16 protein-coding genes are annotated in these 18,003 nt (G+C 73.7%); 4 read left to right on the top strand and 12 right to left on the bottom strand.

Going from position 1 to position 18,003, the window contains the following annotated elements; all coding sequences use genetic code 11:
- Nucleotides 1-18 precede the first annotated feature (18 nt).
- Complete coding sequence (locus tag ACFRIC_RS32025) at nt 19-2,325, top strand: glycoside hydrolase family 3 N-terminal domain-containing protein (protein ID WP_382793035.1); 2,307 nt, start codon at nt 19-21, stop codon at nt 2,323-2,325.
- A gap of 61 nt (nt 2,326-2,386) precedes the next feature.
- On the opposite strand, the gene ACFRIC_RS32020 is transcribed toward ACFRIC_RS32025, so the two are convergent.
- From ACFRIC_RS32020 to tsaB, 4 genes are read right to left on the bottom strand one after another with little or no spacing between them, the layout of a single operon-like run.
- Complete coding sequence (locus tag ACFRIC_RS32020) at nt 2,387-2,638, bottom strand: hypothetical protein (protein WP_382793032.1); 252 nt, start codon at nt 2,636-2,638, stop codon at nt 2,387-2,389.
- A complete protein-coding gene (gene tsaD / locus ACFRIC_RS32015; protein ID WP_382793030.1) occupies nt 2,635-3,738 on the bottom strand; it encodes a tRNA (adenosine(37)-N6)-threonylcarbamoyltransferase complex transferase subunit TsaD in 1,104 nt (367 codons plus the stop codon). Before tsaD ends, ACFRIC_RS32020 begins: the two co-directional genes overlap by 4 nt.
- On the bottom strand, nt 3,731-4,204 hold the full coding sequence (gene rimI / locus ACFRIC_RS32010; RefSeq protein WP_382793503.1) for a ribosomal protein S18-alanine N-acetyltransferase: 474 nt from the start codon (nt 4,202-4,204) through the stop codon (nt 3,731-3,733). Before rimI ends, tsaD begins: the two co-directional genes overlap by 8 nt.
- A 17-nt stretch (nt 4,205-4,221) precedes the next feature.
- Complete coding sequence (tsaB, locus tag ACFRIC_RS32005) at nt 4,222-4,875, bottom strand: tRNA (adenosine(37)-N6)-threonylcarbamoyltransferase complex dimerization subunit type 1 TsaB (protein ID WP_382793027.1); 654 nt, start codon at nt 4,873-4,875, stop codon at nt 4,222-4,224.
- Between the two features lie 110 nt (nt 4,876-4,985).
- Here tsaB and ACFRIC_RS32000 point away from each other — a divergent pair, with 110 nt between their 5' ends.
- Nucleotides 4,986-5,543, top strand: a complete 558-nt coding sequence (locus ACFRIC_RS32000; protein WP_382793024.1) for a hypothetical protein — start codon at nt 4,986-4,988, stop codon at nt 5,541-5,543.
- 602 nt (nt 5,544-6,145) lie between these two features.
- Here ACFRIC_RS32000 and tsaE read toward each other — a convergent pair.
- The 7 genes from tsaE to glmS all read right to left on the bottom strand — a co-directional run bounded on the left by tsaE (nt 6,146) and on the right by glmS (nt 14,295).
- Nucleotides 6,146-6,679, bottom strand: coding sequence for a tRNA (adenosine(37)-N6)-threonylcarbamoyltransferase complex ATPase subunit type 1 TsaE (gene tsaE / locus ACFRIC_RS31995; RefSeq protein WP_355765753.1), 534 nt, complete (start codon nt 6,677-6,679; stop codon nt 6,146-6,148).
- On the bottom strand, nt 6,645-7,880 hold the full coding sequence (locus tag ACFRIC_RS31990) for an alpha/beta fold hydrolase (RefSeq protein ID WP_382793020.1): 1,236 nt from the start codon (nt 7,878-7,880) through the stop codon (nt 6,645-6,647). The genes tsaE and ACFRIC_RS31990 overlap by 35 nt, the downstream gene beginning before the upstream one ends.
- A gap of 150 nt (nt 7,881-8,030) precedes the next feature.
- On the bottom strand, nt 8,031-9,203 hold the full coding sequence (gene alr / locus ACFRIC_RS31985; RefSeq protein ID WP_382793017.1) for an alanine racemase: 1,173 nt from the start codon (nt 9,201-9,203) through the stop codon (nt 8,031-8,033).
- A gap of 113 nt (nt 9,204-9,316) precedes the next feature.
- The gene (locus ACFRIC_RS31980; protein ID WP_382793014.1) at nt 9,317-10,369 is read right to left on the bottom strand and encodes a L,D-transpeptidase family protein; all 1,053 of its coding nucleotides are present in this window, start codon (nt 10,367-10,369) and stop codon (nt 9,317-9,319) included.
- A 127-nt stretch (nt 10,370-10,496) separates the two neighbouring features.
- On the bottom strand, nt 10,497-11,927 hold the full coding sequence (locus ACFRIC_RS31975) for an NAD(P)H-hydrate dehydratase (RefSeq protein WP_382793012.1): 1,431 nt from the start codon (nt 11,925-11,927) through the stop codon (nt 10,497-10,499).
- Between the two features lie 113 nt (nt 11,928-12,040).
- Entirely contained in the window at nt 12,041-12,412 is a 372-nt protein-coding gene (locus ACFRIC_RS31970) for a holo-ACP synthase (protein WP_382793009.1), read from the bottom strand.
- 35 nt (nt 12,413-12,447) lie between these two features.
- Complete coding sequence (gene glmS, locus ACFRIC_RS31965; RefSeq protein WP_382793006.1) at nt 12,448-14,295, bottom strand: glutamine--fructose-6-phosphate transaminase (isomerizing); 1,848 nt, start codon at nt 14,293-14,295, stop codon at nt 12,448-12,450.
- 222 nt (nt 14,296-14,517) lie between these two features.
- Here glmS and coaA point away from each other — a divergent pair, with 222 nt between their 5' ends.
- Nucleotides 14,518-15,507, top strand: a complete 990-nt coding sequence (gene coaA / locus ACFRIC_RS31960) for a type I pantothenate kinase (protein WP_382793004.1) — start codon at nt 14,518-14,520, stop codon at nt 15,505-15,507.
- A 60-nt stretch (nt 15,508-15,567) separates the two neighbouring features.
- Complete coding sequence (locus tag ACFRIC_RS31955; RefSeq protein ID WP_382793001.1) at nt 15,568-16,503, top strand: DUF389 domain-containing protein; 936 nt, start codon at nt 15,568-15,570, stop codon at nt 16,501-16,503.
- A gap of 88 nt (nt 16,504-16,591) precedes the next feature.
- Here ACFRIC_RS31955 and glmM read toward each other — a convergent pair whose 3' ends face one another.
- The gene (gene glmM, locus ACFRIC_RS31950) at nt 16,592-17,950 is read right to left on the bottom strand and encodes a phosphoglucosamine mutase (RefSeq protein WP_382792998.1); all 1,359 of its coding nucleotides are present in this window, start codon (nt 17,948-17,950) and stop codon (nt 16,592-16,594) included.
- Nucleotides 17,951-18,003: the final 53 nt, after the last annotated feature.

Raw genomic sequence — 18,003 nt, 5'->3', positions numbered from 1 at the left:
TTCCCCGACAGGAGTTCCATGACCACCGCTCCCTGGCGCGACCCCGCCCTGCCCGCCGCGACCCGCGTCGACGACCTGCTCTCCAGGATGACCCTGGAGGAGAAGACCGCCCAGCTGTACGGCGTGTGGGTGGGCGCCGCCACGGACGGCGGCGGAGTCGCTCCGCTGCAGAGCGAGATGGCCTCCTCGTACGACTGGGACGAGCTGATCACCCGCGGGCTCGGCCAGCTCACCCGCTCCTTCGGCACCGCCCCCGTGGACCCGGCGCTGGGCGCGCAGGCCCTTGCCCGCGCCCAGCGCCGGATCGCCGAGGCGGGCCGCTTCGGCATCCCCGCGGTCGCCCACGAGGAGTGCCTGGCGGGCTTCACCGCCTGGCGGGCGACGGCGTACCCGGTCCCGCTGTCCTGGGGCGCGACCTTCGACCCGACGCTGGTGGAGGAACTGGGCCGGCGCATCGGCGACGACCTGCGCTCGGTCGGCGTCCACCAGGGCCTCGCCCCGGTCCTGGACGTGGTCCGCGACCTGCGCTGGGGGCGGGTGGAGGAGACGATCGGCGAGGACCCGTACCTCGTCGCCACCGTCGCCACCGCCTATGTCCGCGGCCTGGAGTCGGCCGGGATCGTGGCCACGCTCAAGCACTTCGCCGGGTACGCGGCCTCGGCCGGCGCCCGCAACCTGGCGCCGGTGCGGGCGGGGGTGCGCGAGCTCTCCGACATCACGCTGCCGCCGTTCGAGATGGCGCTGCGCGAGGGCGGCGCCCGGTCGGTGATGGCCGCCTACAACGACACGGACGGCGTCCCGGCGTCGGCCGACCCGTATCTGCTGACCGAGCTGCTGCGCGAGGAGTGGGGCTTCACCGGCACGGTGGTCTCGGACTACTTCGGTGTCGGCTTCCTCCAGAGCCTGCACCGGGTGGCCGGCAGCGAGGCGGAGGCGGCGCACAAGGCGCTGGAGGCCGGCATCGACGTCGAGCTGCCGACGCTGAAGTGCTACGGCGAGCCGCTGGTGGCCGCCGTCCGCGCCGGCACCGTCCCCGAGGCGCTGATCGACCGGGCGGCCCGCCGGGTGCTGCTCCAGAAGTGCGAACTCGGCCTGCTGGACGAGGACTGGCGGCCGGAGACCGGCCTCCCGGTCGACCTGGACTCCGCGGGCAACCGGGCGCTCGCCCGCAGACTCGCCGAGGAGTCGGTGGTCCTGCTGGACAACGCGGACGGCGTGCTGCCGCTGAGCCCGGACACCCGCATCGCGGTGATCGGCCCGCGCGCGGACGACCCGCTGGCCATGCTCGGCTGCTACTCGTTCCCCTCGCACGTGCTCGCGCACCACCCCGAGGTGCCCACCGGTGTGGACATCCCGACCGTGCTCGGCGCGCTGCGCGCCGAACTGCCGGACGCCAAGGTGACGTTCGCGCAGGGCTGCGGGGTCTCCGAGCCGGACCGGTCCGGTTTCGAGGAGGCCGTGGCGCGGGCCGCCGAGGCCGACGTGTGCGTGGCGGTGCTCGGCGACCGCGCCGGGCTGTTCGGCCGGGGCACCTCGGGCGAGGGCTGCGACGTGGCCGACCTCGGCCTGCCGGGCGTGCAGGGCGAGCTCCTCGACGCCCTGGTCGCCACGGGGGTCCCGGTGGTCCTGGTGCTGCTCACCGGCCGCCCCTACGCGCTGGGCCGCTGGCAGGAGCGTCTCGGCGGCGTCGTCCAGGCGTTCTTCCCCGGCGAGGAGGGCGGCCCCGCGCTGGCGGGCGTACTGTCCGGCCGGGTCGGCCCGTCGGGCCGGCTGCCGGTGAGCGTGCCGCGCGACCCGGGCGGCCAGCCATGGACGTATCTCCAGCCGCCGCTGGGCCTGAAGGGCGAGGTCAGCAACCTGGACCCGACACCGCTGTACCCGTTCGGCCACGGCCGCTCGTACACGTCGTTCGCCTGGGAGGCGGCCGAGGTGCCCGAGGCGGAGATCGGCACCGACGGCTCATACGACGTGTCGGTGACCGTCCGCAACGCCGGCGAGCGCGCGGGTGCCGAGGTCGTCCAGCTCTATCTGCACGACCCGGTGGCCTCGGTGACCCGGCCTGACGTGCGGCTGATCGGCTACCGGCGGCTGGAGCTGGCACCGGGCGAGGCCCGCCGGGTGACCTTCCGCTTCCACGCGGACCTCTCGGCCTTCACCGACCGCGCCGGCACCCGGATCGTCGAACCGGGCGCCCTGGAGCTGCGGCTCGCCGCCTCCAGCGCGGACGTGCGCCACACGGCCCGGCTGCGTCTGACGGGTCCGGTACGGCGGTTGGGCACGGACCGGCGCCTGCGCTGCGAGACCGAGGTCGCCGAGGTGTCCTGACCCGGCGGCCGGCCGGTGTGTCCTGTGCCCGCACGGGACACACCGGCCGTTCGGCCGTTCGTCAGCCCACCGACTCGAAGCGCCACCTGTGCACGGCCCGGGAGACCAAATCGTCGTCGGGGTCCGGCAGTTCGGGAAGCTCGGCGTGGTACTCCGCTTCCCACCAGGTGATGACGAGGACCCGGTCCTGCGGGGCCCGGAGGATCTCCTGGCGCGTCGGGCTCCCGGGGATCTTGTGCCCCCGCACCCAGGCGAGCAGGTCCTCGCCCCGGCCGGCGGCGGCCCGGGCCTCCCACATCACGGCGACGGTCACGGGTACAGGTTCTCCTTGGCGACCTCGTGCACGTGATCGTGCGTGTGCGCGTGCCCGCGCCCCGGCACGTGCGGATCCGTCACCGGCAGCGAGGAGTCCGCCGACAGGTCCCAGTCGGACGCGGCCCGGTTGCGGGCGACCATCTCGGCACCCAGCGCGGCGACCATGGCGCCGTTGTCCGTGCACAGTTTGGGGCGCGGCACCCGCAGCCTGATCCCGGCGGCCTCGCAGCGCTCCTGGGCGAGCACCCGCAGCCGCGAGTTCGCGGCCACGCCGCCACCGATCATGAGGTGGTCGACGCCCTCGTCCTTGCACGCGCGGACGGCCTTGCGGGTGAGCACGTCCACGACGGCCTCCTGGAAGGACGCGGCCACGTCGCGCACCGGGACCTCCTCCCCCGCCGCCCGCTTGGCCTCGATCCAGCGGGCCACGGCGGTCTTGAGACCGGAGAAGGAGAAGTCGTAGGCGGGATCGCGCGGCCCGGTGAGACCGCGCGGGAACGTGATGGCGTTCGGGTCGCCCTCCTTGGCGTACCGGTCGATGACCGGGCCGCCCGGGAAGCCGAGGTTCAGCACGCGCGCGATCTTGTCGAACGCCTCGCCGGCCGCGTCGTCGATGGTCGCGCCCATCGGGCGTACGTCGGAGGTGATGTCGGTGGACAGCAGCAGCGAGGAGTGACCGCCGGACACCAGCAGGGCCATCGTCGGCTCGGGCAGCGCGCCGTGTTCGAGCTGGTCCACGCAGATGTGGGAGGCGAGGTGGTTCACGCCGTACAGCGGCTTGCCCAGCGCGTACGCGTACGCCTTCGCGGCGGAGACCCCGACGAGCAGGGCCCCGGCGAGCCCGGGTCCGGCGGTGACCGCGATGCCGTCCAGGTCCCTGGCCGACACCCCCGCCTCCTTCAGCGCCCGCTCGATGGTCGGGACCATCGCCTCCAGGTGCGCGCGGGACGCGACCTCCGGGACGACGCCGCCGAAGCGCGCGTGCTCGTCGACGCTCGACGCGATGGCGTCGGCGAGCAGGGTCGTGCCGCGGACGATGCCGACGCCGGTCTCGTCGCAGGAGGTCTCGATGCCGAGGACGAGGGGTTCGTCAGCCATGGGTCTCTGTTCCTTGTACGGAGGTCGATGGGTCGTGCAGCCGCATCACCAGGGCGTCGATGTTCCCCGGCTGGTAGTAGCCGCGCCGGAAGCCGATGGGCTCGAAGCCGAAGCGCTCGTACAGCTTCTGCGCGCGGACGTTGTCCACGCGGCACTCGAGCATCACCTCGGCGCAGTCGAAGTCGCTCGCGGCCCTCAGCAGTTCGGTGAGCAGCCGGCCGCCGAGGCCCGTGCCCCACTGGTCCTGCCGCACCGCGATCGTCTGCACGTCGCCCAGGTCTCCCGAGGCGGCGAGCCCGGCGTAGCCGACGAGCGCGTCACCGTCGCAGGCGACCAGATAGCGCCGGGTCGCCTCCGCCCCCCGGGCGTGGGCGAGTTCGGACCAGAACATGCCCCGGGACCAGGCGTCAACGGGGAAGAGTTCCTTCTCCAGCTCCAGTACGGGATCGATGTCCCACCAGCGCATCTCGCGCAGCACGGCGGTCACTTGGGGGTGACCACCTTGTAGTTCTTGGGCACCTGGGCGTCCGGGCGGCGCAGATACAGCGGCCTGGGCGGCTCCAGTTCCTCGCCCGCGGCCAGCTTCTCGGCGGCCAGGGAGGCGAGGGCCGCGGCCGAGACGTTCTCGGGAGCGCGGGCGTCCGGGAACGTGTCGGGGTACAGGAGGGCGCCGGCGCCGACGGCGGGCAGCGCGGTGACCGTCCCGTCGATCTCGGCGGGGCGGTCCACGGCGGGCTCCGACAGCCGCGTACGGCGGTCGGCGTACCGCGCCCAGTAGACCTCCTTGCGCCGGGCGTCCGTGGCGACGACGAACGGCCCCTCCACGTCGGCGGCGTAGGCGAGCCCGTCGAGGGTGCAGACACCGTGCACGGGCACGCCGAGCGCGACTCCGAAGGTGTCGGCGGTCATGAGGCCGACGCGCAGCCCCGTGTAGGGGCCGGGGCCGACGCCCACGACGATGCCGGTGACGGCGTCCAGCCTGAGGCCTGCCTCGGCGAACACCCGGTCGACGGCCGGCAGCAGCAGCTCTCCGTGCCGGCGCGCGTCCACCTGGCTCGACGAGGCGATGACGGACGTGCCGTCGTGCAGGGCGACGGTCACTGCGGGGGTGGCGGTATCCAGAGCGAGCAAGAGCACGCAAACAGCGTACGGCGCCGGAGCCCGACGCAAGGCCGCCCGGGACTCCCGTCCCTCGGCTGCTACCGTCAGCGCAAGGACGTACGAAGGTCGAGAGGTGGGCACACAAGGTGGCTAGGAGCAGCTCGGGAATCGTGGCCGGGCTCACCGTGGCGGCGCTCGCGGCAGTCGGCTTCCTCGCCTTCCAGGCATCCGCGAACGTACCGGACACCCTGGGCAAGCCGGCCGCGAGCGTGTCGGCCGAGCCCTCCGCCTCCAAGGCCGCGCCCAGGGCCAAGAAGGACCCCGCCGCGCTGCCGGCCGCGTCCGGCTCCGGTGTGCGGGTCGTCTACTCGACCGGCGCGGACCGGGTCTGGCTCGTCGGCGCGGGCAACAAGGTGAAGCGCACCTTCGGGGTCACCCCGGGCACGGTCGACCCGGCCGTCGGCACGTACGCCGTCACGTCGCGGACGGGAGCGACCCCCGGGTCCGACGGGACGCAGATCGAGCACGTCGTGCGGTTCACGGAGGTCGACAGCGTCTCGGTGGGCTTCAGCGCCGCGGTGAGCGGCTCCACGGAGGCCCCCGACCCCGAGAAGAAGGTCGGCGGCATCCGCGCCTCGCGCGCGAACGGCGACGCGATGTGGGCGTTCGCGACCGTCGGCGCGAAGGTCGTCGTCGTCAAGTGACGAGCGGCGACGGCGCCCGGCTCCGCGCGAGCGTGAGGGGCGCCGCGTCCGGCTCGCTGCGGCCCCGCGCGAGCGCCTGAGGCGCCGCGTCCGACTCGTGGGGCCCGCTCGAACCGTCGGGGCGGCCGACCGGGCGGCGGCGTCGAACGCCCCGTGTACGCGTCAGGCAGCCCGCGTCAGGCAGCCCTGCGCGGGCTCTGCGCGTCGGGGTCGCCCAGAGGGGCCCGGGGCGGCCTGGAGACCGCCTCCGCCGCGGCGCACGCCGCCAGCAGATCCCTCATCGACACCCCGGCCACCGCGCGCGGCGCGGCCGTCACGTCACGTTCTGAAGCAGGCACTGCGGCCGACTCCGATGCCGACATGGACGCCTCCTCGGGCTCCGGGGGCAAGCGTGGTTAGGTAGACCTAACCACGTACTGATGTCCATGTGACCACGGCCGGGACACCGAACGCAACGTTTTGCCGACGTCCTGTCGGAAACGTTGGCCGAATGTACGAGCGAGCGCCGCCCGGACCGCGCACGCGGGCGGGTCGGGCGGTGGACGAACGCGGGTCGGGCGGCGGACGAACACGGGTCGCGCGCCGGTGAAAGGTGAAAGGGGTCAGGCGGCGAGGACCGTCAGGTCGGCGGCGGCCCAGCGCCGTCCGAGTCCCGTGACCGTCACATGCCGCACCTCGTCGGTGGTGTCCCCGACGGCCCGGTGGATGACGACGTGCAGCCGGTCGTCGGTCAGCTCCTCGACCTTGCCCTCGCCCCACTCCACGACGATCACGGAGTCGGAGAGCGAGACGTCGAGGTCGAGGTCCTCCATCTCGTCGAGCCCGCCGCCGAGGCGGTACGCGTCCACGTGCACGAGCGGCGGCCCGTCACCGAGGGAGGGGTGCACACGGGCGATGACGAAGGTCGGTGAGGTGACCGCGCCGCGGACGCCGAGCCCCTCGCCGAGTCCGCGGGTCAGCGTGGTCTTGCCCGCGCCGAGCTCGCCGTTCAGCATCACGAGGTCGCCCGCGCGCAGCAGTTTGGCCAGTCTGCGGCCCAACTCCTTCATCTGCTCGGGAGAGTTGACGGTGATCTGCACGCCGACGCCGTCCTGGGCGGGCTCAGCCGGGTTGTGCGCTGCTGCTGGTGCTTCCATAGCCACCCACGGTAGCCCCTGCCGGCACGGCTCCGGCCCGCACGAGGAGGTCGGCGAGGCGGTCTATGACGACCTCGGGGTGCTCCAGCATGACGAGGTGTCCGGCGTCCGGGACGAGCACCAGCTCGGCGTCCGGCAGCAGGTCGGCGATCGCCTCGCTGTGCTCGCTCGGTGTCACCAGGTCCTTGACCCCGGCGAGGACGAGGACGGGCATCTCGGCGAAACGGGCCAGCGCGGCGGCCTTGTCGTGCTCGGTGAACGCCGGGTAGAACTCGGCGACCACGTCGATCGGCGTGCCCTCGATCATCCGCTCGGCGAACCGCTCGACCGCCGGATCGACGTCCCGGCCCGCGAACGAGTACCGCTTGATCACCCCGGCGAACAGGTCGGCCGTGGCCCGCCGCCCCCGCTCCACCAGGGCCGCCTGCTGCCCGAGCGCCTTCAGCACACCGGGGAGCACGCGCCGCACGGCGGCGACGCCCGCGACGGGCAGCCCGAAGTTGACCTCGCCGAGCCGCCCCGAGGACGTACCGACCAGGGCGACGGCGACGACCCGGTCGCGGATCAGCTCGGGGAACTGCTCGGCCAGGGCCATGACGGTCATGCCGCCCATGGAGTGCCCGACGAGCACGATCGGGCCCTCGGGCACCGCCGCCTCGATGACGGCCAGCAGATCGCGGCCGAGCTGGTCGATCGTGACCGGCTTGCGGTCCTCCAACTGGGCGACCCCCCGCCCGGACCGGCCGTGGCTGCGCTGGTCCCAGTGCACGGTGCGCACGACACCGCGCAGGGCGGCGCGCTGGAAGTGCCAGGAGTCCTGGTTGAGGCAGTAGCCGTGGCTGAAGACGACGGTGACGGGGGCGGGTGCCTTGCGGCCGAAGAGCCGGCGCCGGCGCGGGGCGAGCGAGGCCTCCGGCTCGGCCTCGTCGACCTCGTAGTACAGCTCGGTGCCGTCGTCCGCGTAGGCCTTGCCCGGCGTGCCGCGCAGGGAGCCGTACGGGCCGGTGGAGTCGAGGGCGAGACGGGCCTTCTTGCGCATGCCGCGTCCGACCGTGAGCCGCTCGATCGCCACTCCGGCCGCGGCGCCCGCCGCGACCACGCCTATCGCGGCGCCGGCGACACCGGCCCGTCGCCAGTTCCCGGCGGAGGCTACGGCCGTCGAGGCCGCGCTCACGACAGCCTCCGCACTGGTCTCGCTCACGTCCCGCTCCTCTTCGCTCCGGCTCTCGGCTGTCCGCTGGGTTCGCTGTCGGCTCTGGGCTGCACGCGCGCCGACCGGGCTCCCGCCCGCCGTGTGCCGCCCACCGATCCTCGCTCGCCGGGCTCCGCGCGCCTGTTCGACTACAGGGTGCTACCCGTCTTGTTCCTCTTTCACCTTCACGTAGACGCGCGGAACGCGGGTTCCGATGCGGGTGACGATCTCGTACGCGATCGTGCCCGCCGCGCGCGCCCAGTCCTCGGCGGTGGGCTCGCCGTCGTCGCCGGGACCGAACAGGACGGCCCGGGCGCCGGGCTCCGGCTCGTCGCCGCCGAGGTCGACGACGAACTGGTCCATCGCGACCCGGCCCGCGACCGTACGCCACTTGCCGCCGACCAGGACGGGGCCGGTGCCCGAGGCGTGCCGCGGGACGCCGTCCGCGTAGCCGACCGGGACGAGGCCGAGGGTCGTCTCGCCCGGGGTGACGTAGTGATGGCCGTAGCTCACGCCGTGCCCTGCCGGTACGTGCTTGACCAGCGCGAGCGACGCGCTCAGCGTCATCACCGGACGCAGCCCGAAGTCGGCGGGGGTGCCGAGCTCGGGGCTCGGCGAGATCCCGTAGACCGCGATCCCGGTCCGTACGAGGTCGAAGTGGCTCTCGGGGAGGGTGAGGGTCGCCGGCGAGTTGGCGATGTGCCGCACCTCGGGGCGTACGCCCTGCTCCTCGGCGTACGACACCATCTCGCGGAAGAGCGCGAGCTGGGCCTGGATCGAGGGGTGGCCCGGTTCGTCGGCGCAGGCGAAGTGGGACCAGAGTCCGGTGACGGTGATCAGTCCGCGTGCCTCGGCGGCCAGGGCCTCGGTGACGAGTTCGGCCCAGTCGGCGGGCTGGCAGCCGGCGCGGCCGAGGCCGGTGTCGGCCTTGAGCTGTACCCGGGCCCGCAGCCCGACGGACTCGGCGGCCGCCACGACCTCCCGCAGCGCCCACATCCCGCTGACCGACACGTCGATGTCGGCCTCGATCGCCTCGGCCCAGGGGCCGCCCGGGGTCCAGAGCCAGCACATGACGCGTCCCGGCAGGCCGGCCGCCCGCAGGGCGAGCGCCTCCTCCGGGGTGGCCGTGCCGAGCCAGGTGGCGCCCGCCTCGCGCGCGGCGCGGGCGCACTGGACCGCGCCGTGGCCGTACGCGTCGGACTTGACCACGGCCATCAGGGCCGCGGTCGGCGCGTGGGCACGCAGGGCCCGCACGTTGGCTCGCAGGGCGGCCAGATCGATCTCCGCGCGGGCGCGCAGGGGCGCCGTCCGCGGGTGTGCTGTCTCTGTCATCGCGCCCCAGTCTCTCAGAGGCGTACGGCGGCCTCCCGGCACCGGTCCCCGGGAGCGGCCGGTGCGCGGCCCGGGACCGGCCGGATGCCCGGGGAGAACTCCCTCCCGGGCGCTCAGCGGCTGAAGTGGCGGGGCCGTCGGCCCCACACGTAGACGCGGTCGCCCTTCCTGAGGACCTTCCAGAGTCCGCGGGCGTCGGCGGGCCGCAGATTCACGCAGCCCATCGAGCCGCCGACCGTGCGGATGCTGCCGCGCACGGCGTGGAAGGCCTGTCCGCCGCTGAAGAACTGGGCGTAGGGCATGGGGCTGTTGTAGAGGGTCGACCGGTGGTGCCGGTGCCGCCAGTAGATCGTGAACCAGCCGGTGCGGGTGGGGTGCCGGACGCTGCCGCTGCGCATCGGCACCGGGCCGTACAGGATCCGGCCCCGCTGCTGCACCCAGGTGCGCTGGTGGGCGAGGTCGACACAGGCGACCCGGTAGGAGCGGGCCGGGCAGCCGCGGGGAGCACGCCGGTGCGGGGCCTCGCGGGCCGACAGCGCCCGCACGCGGGCCCAGGTCGCCCGTCCGGCGGTCCCGTCGGCGGGCTTCACGCCGTGCTTGCGCTGGAAGGCGCGGATGGCCCGGCAGTCCCTCGCCGACTGCACCCCGTCCACCCGCAGCCTCAACCCCCGCTCGACCTCCCGCTGGTACGTCCCGGGCCCCCCGGCACACCGCCCGGGCCCTCGCCCACCCGAGGCACCCGCCCCCGACTTGCCCGAGCCCGCGCTGGCCCCGACCGACGCGGACCCGCGGGTCGCGGAGATGAGCGGCTCGGACCCGCGAGTCGCGGAGGTGAGGGGCGCCGACCCGCGAGTCGCGGACGTGAGCGGCTCGGAGCCGAGCGGCGTGGTCGTGAACGGTGTCTCCCAGCCTCGGGGTGTGCCCCGCAGGCCGCGCTCCGCGGCGGGCGGGGCCACGGGGGCCGGGAGGGCCGGTGGCATCAGGTCGCCCCGGTGCCGGTCCGGCCAGGACGGGTGCGGGCCTCTCGCCGCGCCGGGCCACGGCTCGGCGGTCCGTCCGGAGACGGCCGACAGCGGAGCGGACGCGGCCGCCACCGCCCCCACGGGCACGGCCGTCACGACCGCCAGCAGCACCGCGATCCCCCGCCAGGCACTTCGTCTGCTCATCACGCGAACAGACATACGCAAAACCCCGGGCCCCCCGGAGACGCCACACGCAAAGGGTCCCCCGATCTGGGCAACGCCCACGGCATGCGGAGGCCGAAGGCAGGCCGGGCCCGAGCGTGGGTCGGGGTCAGTCGAGGGTGTCTCGCCAGGCCTCGGGGAGGGCCGCGGCCACGTCGTGGGCGCCGGCGGGGGCGCCGTCGGCAGCGAAGCGGCCGGCGAGTCCGTGCAGGTAGGCGGCGACGCTGCCCGCGTCGAGCGCGGAGAGCCCCGAGGCCAGCAGCGACCCCGCGAGCCCCGACAGCACGTCCCCGCTCCCCGCGGTGGCCAGCCACGCCGTCCCGGTGGCGTTCACCCGCACCGCGCCGCCCGTGGGATCGGCGACCAGGGTCGTCGCCCCCTTGAGGAGGACCGTCGCCCCGTACAGCCCCGCCAGTTCCCGTACGGAGGCCAGCCGGGCCTCCTCCACCGCCTCGCGGGCGACCCCGAGGAGCGCGGCGGCCTCCCCGGCGTGCGGAGTCATCAGCGTCGGCGCGGTGCGGGCCCGTACGGCCCCCCGGTCTGCCAGCCGCAGCCCGTCCGCGTCCACCAGCACCGGCACGTCGGCTTCCAGCACCTCCGCGACCGCCGAGGCGTCGTCCCCGGCCCCGGGACCCGTCACCCAGGCCTGCACCCGCCCCGCCTTCGACGGCCCCGTGTCGGACACCAGCGTCTCGGGGAAACGCGCGATCACCGCGTCCGCGGCGGGCCCCACGTACCGCACCGCCCCGGCACCGCCGCGCAGCGCCCCGGCCACGGCGAGCACCGCGGCCCCGGGATAGCGGGCGGACCCGGCGGCGATCCCGACGACACCGCGCCGGTACTTGTCGCTCTCGGCGCCCGGAAAGGGCAGCCGGGCCGCGACGTCGGCGTGCTGGAGCGCCTCCACGTCGGCCGGCTCCGGCAGGTCGAGCCCGATGTCGACGAGGCGTACGGAACCGGCGTACCCACGCGCCGGTTCGATGAGCAGCCCCGGCTTGTGGGTGCCGAAGGTGACGGTGAGATCGGCGCGGACGGCGGCGCCCAGCACCTCCCCGGTGTCCGCCTCGACCCCGCTCGGCAGGTCGACGGCGACGACGGCGGCCCGTGAGGCGTGCGCGAGTTCGGCGAGGCGCGCCGCGTCCGGCCGCAGTCCGCCCCTGCCGCCGATCCCGACGATGCCGTCGACCACGAGATCGGCCCGCCGCAGCAGCGGTTCGGCGTCCGCGGGCGGGGCCGAGGTGCCCCCGGCGCGCAGCAGCGCCGCGAGTCCGCCCGGGTGGGTCCTCCCGGGAGCGAGCAGCACCGCGGTGACACCGGCCCCGCGCCGGGCCAGCCGCGCCCCGGCGTACAGGGCGTCGCCGCCGTTGTCCCCGCTGCCCACCAGCAGCACCACCCGGCGGCCGTACACCCGGCCCAGCAGATCCGCGCAGGCGGCGGCGAGCCCGGCGGCCGCCCGCTGCATCAACGCTCCTTCGGGGAGCCGTTCCATCAGCTCCCGCTCGGCGGTCCTCACGGTCTCCACGCTGTACGCAGTACGCATGCCGCCGAGTCTCCCGCACCGGCACGCCCCGCGCGCGCTCCCCGCACCGGATGGAGCGGCGCCCCGGGCCGCGCGGACCGGCGGGCCCGTCCACGGCAGAGCGGGCGGCGGCCCTAGCCCTCCGCCACCACCACCGCCGAGGCCACCCCGGCGTCATGACTGAGCGACACGTGCCAGGAGGACACGCCCAGTTCGGCCGCGCGGGCCGCCACCGTGCCCTTCACCCGCAACCTGGGCTGTCCGCTGTCCTCCACGTAGACCTCGGCGTCCGTCCAGTGCAGTCCCGCCGGGGCCCCCAGCGCCTTGGCGAGCGCCTCCTTGGCGGCGAACCGGGCCGCGAGCGAGGCGACGCCCCGCCGTTCGCCGCTGGGCAGCAGCAACTCGCTGTCCACGAAGAGACGTTCGGCCAGCCCGGGCGTCCGCTCCAGCGACGCCCGGAACCGGTCGATCTCGGCCACGTCGATACCGACCCCGATGATGCTCATGTCCGCACCCTAGAGGGCGCGCACGGCGGCCGCGCTCACTCCACCGTCACGGACTTCGCCAGGTTGCGCGGCTGGTCCACCTCGTTGCCCCGGGCCGTCGCCAGTTCGCAGGCGAACACCTGGAGCGGGACCGTCGACACCAGCGGCTGGAGCAGGGTGGGCGTGGCCGGGATACGGATGAGGTGGTCGGCGTACGGGACGACGGCCTCGTCGCCCTCCTCCGCGATGACGATCGTGCGGGCGCCCCTGGCCCGGATCTCCTGGATGTTGGAGACGATCTTGTCGTGCAGGACCGAGCGGCCACGCGGCGAGGGGGCCACGACCACCACCGGCATGTCCTCCTCGATCAGCGCGATCGGCCCGTGCTTGAGCTCGCCCGCCGCGAAGCCCTCGGCGTGCATGTACGCCAGTTCCTTGAGCTTCAGGGCACCTTCGAGCGCGACCGGATAGCCCACGTGCCGGCCGAGGAACAGCACGGTGTCCTTGTCGGCGAGGGAGCGCGCGAGCTCCCGTACGGGCTCCATGGTCTCCAGCACCCGCTCGACCTCGCGGGAGATGCGCGACAGTTCGCGGATGACGGCCTGGATCTCGTCGCCCCACTTGGTGCCGCGGACCTGGCCCAGGTACAGCGCCACCAGGTAGCAGGCCACGAGCTGGGTGAGGAACGCCTTGGTGGAGGCGACGGCGACCTCGGGGCCCGCGTGCGTGTACAGCACGGCGTCGGACTCGCGCGGGATGGTCGAGCCGTTGGTGTTGCAGATCGCCAGCACCCGGGCGCCCTGCTCGCGGGCGTGCCGCAGCGCCATCAGCGTGTCCATGGTCTCGCCGGACTGCGAGATGGCGATGACGAGCGTCTGCCGGTCCAGGATCGGGTCGCGGTAGCGGAACTCGCTGGCCAGCTCCACCTCGCACGGGATGCGCGTCCAGTGCTCGATGGCGTACTTGGCGATCAGGCCGGCGTGGAAGGCGGTCCCGCAGGCGACGATGACGACCTTGTCGGCCTCGCGCAGCGCCCGCACCGGGATGCGCACCTCGTCGAGCCGCAGCGAACCGGCCGCGTCGATCCGCCCCAGCAGGGTGTCGGCGACCGCCTTGGGCTGCTCGGCGATCTCCTTGAGCATGAAGTAGTCGTAGCCGCCCTTCTCCGCCGCCGACGCGTCCCAGTCGACGTGGTACGAACGGACGTCCGCGGGGCTGCCGTCGAACCCGGTGACGGTCACTCCGTCGCGGCGCAGTTCGACCACCTGGTCCTGGCCCAGCTCGATCGCCGACCGGGTGTGGGCGATGAACGCGGCGACGTCCGAGGCGAGAAAGGCCTCGCCCTCGCCGACACCGACGACCAGCGGCGAGTTCCGGCGGGCCCCGACGACCACGTCCGGCTCGTCCGCGTCCACGGCGACGAGCGTGAACGCGCCCTCCAGACGCCGGCACACCAGCCGCATCGCCTCCGCCAGGTCCGCGCACGAGGAGTACTCCTCGGCGAGCAGATGGGCGACCACCTCGGTGTCCGTCTCGGAGGCCAGGTCGTGCCCCCGCTCGGTCAGTTCGTCGCGGAGCACGGCGAAGTTCTCGATGATGCCGTTGTGGACGACGGCGACCCGGCCCGCGTTGTCGAGATGCGGATGGGCGTTGGCGTCGGTGGGGCCGCCGTGGGTGGCCCAGCGGGTGTGCCCGATCCCCGTCGTGCCGGACGGCAGCGGTCTGCTGCCCAGCTCCTTCTCCAGGTTGACCAGTTTCCCGGCCTTCTTCGCGACGGCGAGTCCCCCGTCCGCGAGGACGGCGACGCCGGCCGAGTCGTATCCCCTGTATTCGAGCCTCTTCAGTCCGGCCATCACCACGTCGAGCGCCGGCTGCGACCCCACATATCCCACGATTCCGCACATGGCGGCAGCGTACGATCATCCGCCCGCCGAAATCAGGCTCACCGTGCCCGATATCGGAAATTCCGGCCGCCTTTCGGAGGCTCCCGTGGGCTCCTCGGCCCCCGATCGGCCCCGACGGGCCGACTCGGGCCTGTGCCCCGACCGGCCCCGGTCGGCCCCCGCTGTCACCTGGCGTGACGGACCCCACCCTCCATCCTGTCCATACTCCCGTAACAATGGACTGTGATCTCTCCGGTCTCCTCGTTGCCGCGGAGCGCCCACCGGTCCAAGCCGGAGGCGACTCCCTACGTCGACCTCACCCGTGCCGAGTGGAGCGCGCTGCGCGAAAAGACGCCGCTCCCGCTGAACGCCGAGGAGGTCGAGAAGCTGCGCGGTCTGGGCGATGTCATCGACCTCGACGAGGTGCGGGACATCTATCTGCCGCTGTCCCGGCTGCTGAACCTGTACGTCGGCGCCACGGACGGGCTCAGAGGCGCGCTGAACACCTTCCTCGGCGAGAAGGGCTCGCAGTCCGGCACCCCGTTCGTCATAGGCGTCGCCGGTTCCGTGGCCGTCGGCAAGTCCACCGTGGCCCGACTGCTCCAGGCGCTGCTCTCCCGCTGGCCCGAGCACCCCCGCGTCGAGCTGGTCACCACGGACGGCTTCCTGCTCCCGACGAAGGACCTCGAAGCGCGCGGGCTGATGTCGCGCAAGGGCTTCCCCGAGTCGTACGACCGCCGCGCCCTGACCCGGTTCGTCGCGGACATCAAGGCGGGCAAGGACGAGGTGACCGCGCCCGTCTACTCGCACCTGATCTACGACATCGTCCCCGGCGAGCGGCTCACCGTGCGCCGCCCCGACATCCTCATCGTCGAGGGCCTGAACGTGCTCCAGCCGGCCCTGCCCGGCAAGGACGGCCGCACGCGGGTCGGCCTCGCCGACTACTTCGACTTCAGCGTGTACGTCGACGCCCGCCCCGAGGACATCGAGCGCTGGTACCTGAACCGCTTCCGCAAGCTGCGCGCGACGGCCTTCCAGAAGCCCGACTCGTACTTCCGGAAGTACACCCAGGTCTCCGAGGAGGAGGCCCTCGACTACGCCCGGACGACCTGGCGCACCATCAACAAGCCGAACCTGCTGGAGAACGTGGCCCCCACCCGCGGCCGGGCGACTCTCGTCGTCCGCAAGGGACCGGACCACAAGGTCCAGCGTCTGAGCCTGCGCAAGCTGTAGCCCCTGCGGTCGAGCCGTAGCCCCTGCTGGCCCTCCGTCGGCGGCGGCTAGTCTGCGGCCATGCTGCACCTGCGCCTGATCACTCCCGCGGACCGGACCGACGACGTCGTGCGCCTGATCGACGAGACCGTCGGCACCACGCACCTCGTCGTCCTTCCCGGCGCCGCCCGCAACCCGGCGGGTGACGTCGTCATGTGCGACGTCGCCCGGGAGGCGGGTGACGAACTCGTCGGCGGCCTGCGCGACCTGGGCATCGACCGTACGGGCTCGATCGCGGTCGAGGACATCGACCTGTCGCTGTCGCGGCGCGCCGACGAGGCGGAGGACGAGGCCCCGGGCGAGGGCGTCGACGCGGTGCTGTGGGAGCACCTGGAGGAGGCCACGCACGAGGAGTCGACGCTGTCGGTCACCTACGTCGCGTTCATCACGATCGCCACGATGATCGCGGCGTGCGGTGTGGTGCTCGACAACGCGGTGCTGATCGTGGGCGCCATGGCCGTGGGGCCGGAGTTCGGCCCGCTGGCCGGGCTGTGCACGGCGATCGTGCAGCGCGGCGGACGCCTCGCCCTGCGTTCGCTGACGGCGCTGCTGGCCGGCTTCGCGATCGCGATGGCGGTGACGGTGCTCTTCAGCCTGTTCATGGACGCGGTGGGCCTGTTCAGCGAGGCGAAGCTGGAGGGCGCGCGTCCCAACACCGGGTTCGTCTACGCCCCGGACTGGTTCTCCTTCGTCGTCGCGGTGCTCGCGGGCGCCGCCGGCATGCTGTCGCTGACCTCGGCGAAGTCCGGGGCCCTGGTCGGTGTAGCGATCTCCGTGACGACGGTCCCGGCCGCCGCGAACGCCGCGGTGGCCCTGAGCTACGGCGACATGGGCCAGACCTGGGGCTCCACCAAGCAGTTGCTGTTCAACCTGCTCGGCATCGTGGTCGCCGGCACGCTCACGCTCATGGCCCAGAAGTGGTTCTGGGCGGCGCAGCGCAAGCGGCAGCCCGCGTAGCGGGAGTCACCCCGGGCGGGTGGCCTCGGACGTTCGTGAGGCCCGGCACCCCGAGGGGTGCCGGGCCTCACGGCTTCGTACGGGGGTGCTAGCCGAGCGCCGACTTCACGGCGTCGGCGAGGCGGGCGGCCACCGAGCGGGCGTGGTCGATGTCGGCGGCCTCGACCATGACGCGGACGAGCGGCTCGGTGCCGGAGGGGCGCAGCAGCACGCGTCCGGTGCTGCCGAGCTCCTGCTCCGCGTCGGCCACGGCGGCGGCCAGTTCGGCGGAGGTGTTCACCCGCGTCCGGTCGACGTCCGGCACGTTGATGAGGACCTGCGGCAGCCGCTCCATGACCGAGGCGAGGTCCTTGAGCGTCCGGCCGGTCTGCGCGACCCGGGCGGCGAGGAACAGGCCGGTGAGGGTGCCGTCGCCGGTGGTGGCGTGGTCGAGGACGATGACGTGCCCGGACTGCTCGCCGCCGAGCGCGTAGCCGTGCTGCTTCATCTCCTCCAGGACGTAACGGTCGCCGACCGCCGTCTGGACCAGGGAGACGCCCTCGCGCTCCATGGCGAGCTTGAAGCCCAGGTTGGACATGACCGTCGCGACAACGGTGTCGGAGCGCAGTGCGGAACGCTCCCGCATCGCCAGCGCGAGAACGGCCAGGATCTGGTCGCCGTCGATCTCCTCGCCCGTGTGGTCCACGGCCAGGCAGCGGTCGGCGTCGCCGTCGTGCGCGATGCCGAGGTCGGCGCCGTGCTCGACGACGGCGGCCTTGAGGAGGTCCAGGTGGGTGGAGCCGCAGCCGTCGTTGATGTTGAGCCCGTCGGGCGTGGCGCCGATCGTGACGATCTCGGCACCGGCCCGCGCGAAGGCCTCGGGGGAAACCCGGGCGGCCGCGCCGTGCGCCTCGTCGAGGACGACCTTCAGACCGTCGAGGCGGTTGGGGAGCACACCGATGAGATGGGCGACGTACTGGTCGAAGCCCTGGTGGTAGGAGTTCACCCGGCCGACGCCGGATCCGGTCGGACGGTCCCAGGGAGCGCCGGTGCGGTGCTCGTCGTAGACGCCCTCGATCCGGCCCTCCAGCTCGTCGGCGAGCTTGTGCCCGCCGCGGGCGAAGAACTTGATGCCGTTGTCGGGCATGGCGTTGTGGCTGGCGGAGAGCATGACGCCGAGGTCGGCGCCGAGCACACCGGTGAGGTACGCCACCGCCGGGGTGGGCAGCACGCCGACCCGCAGGACGTCCACACCGGCGCTGGCGAGGCCGGCGACCACTGCGGCCTCCAGGAACTCCCCGGACGCGCGCGGATCCCGCCCGACCACCGCCACGGGCCGGTGGCCTTCGAACGTGCCCGCCTCGGCGAGTACGTGCGCCGCCGCAACGGACAGCCCGAGCGCGAGCTCGGCCGTCAGATCCGCGTTGGCGACACCACGCACGCCGTCCGTGCCGAAGAGTCGTCCCACTTGTCCTCCTGAGAAAGCTGCAGAGTACGGAAGTCCCCCGCAGGATACGGAGT

This window comes from Streptomyces sp. NPDC056738 (genome assembly GCF_042790435.1).
In the GTDB taxonomy this organism is placed as follows: Bacteria; Actinomycetota; Actinomycetes; order Streptomycetales; family Streptomycetaceae; genus Streptomyces.
Note: the sequence above shows the minus strand (reverse complement) of the source record. Positions and strands in the feature narration are given on the sequence as shown.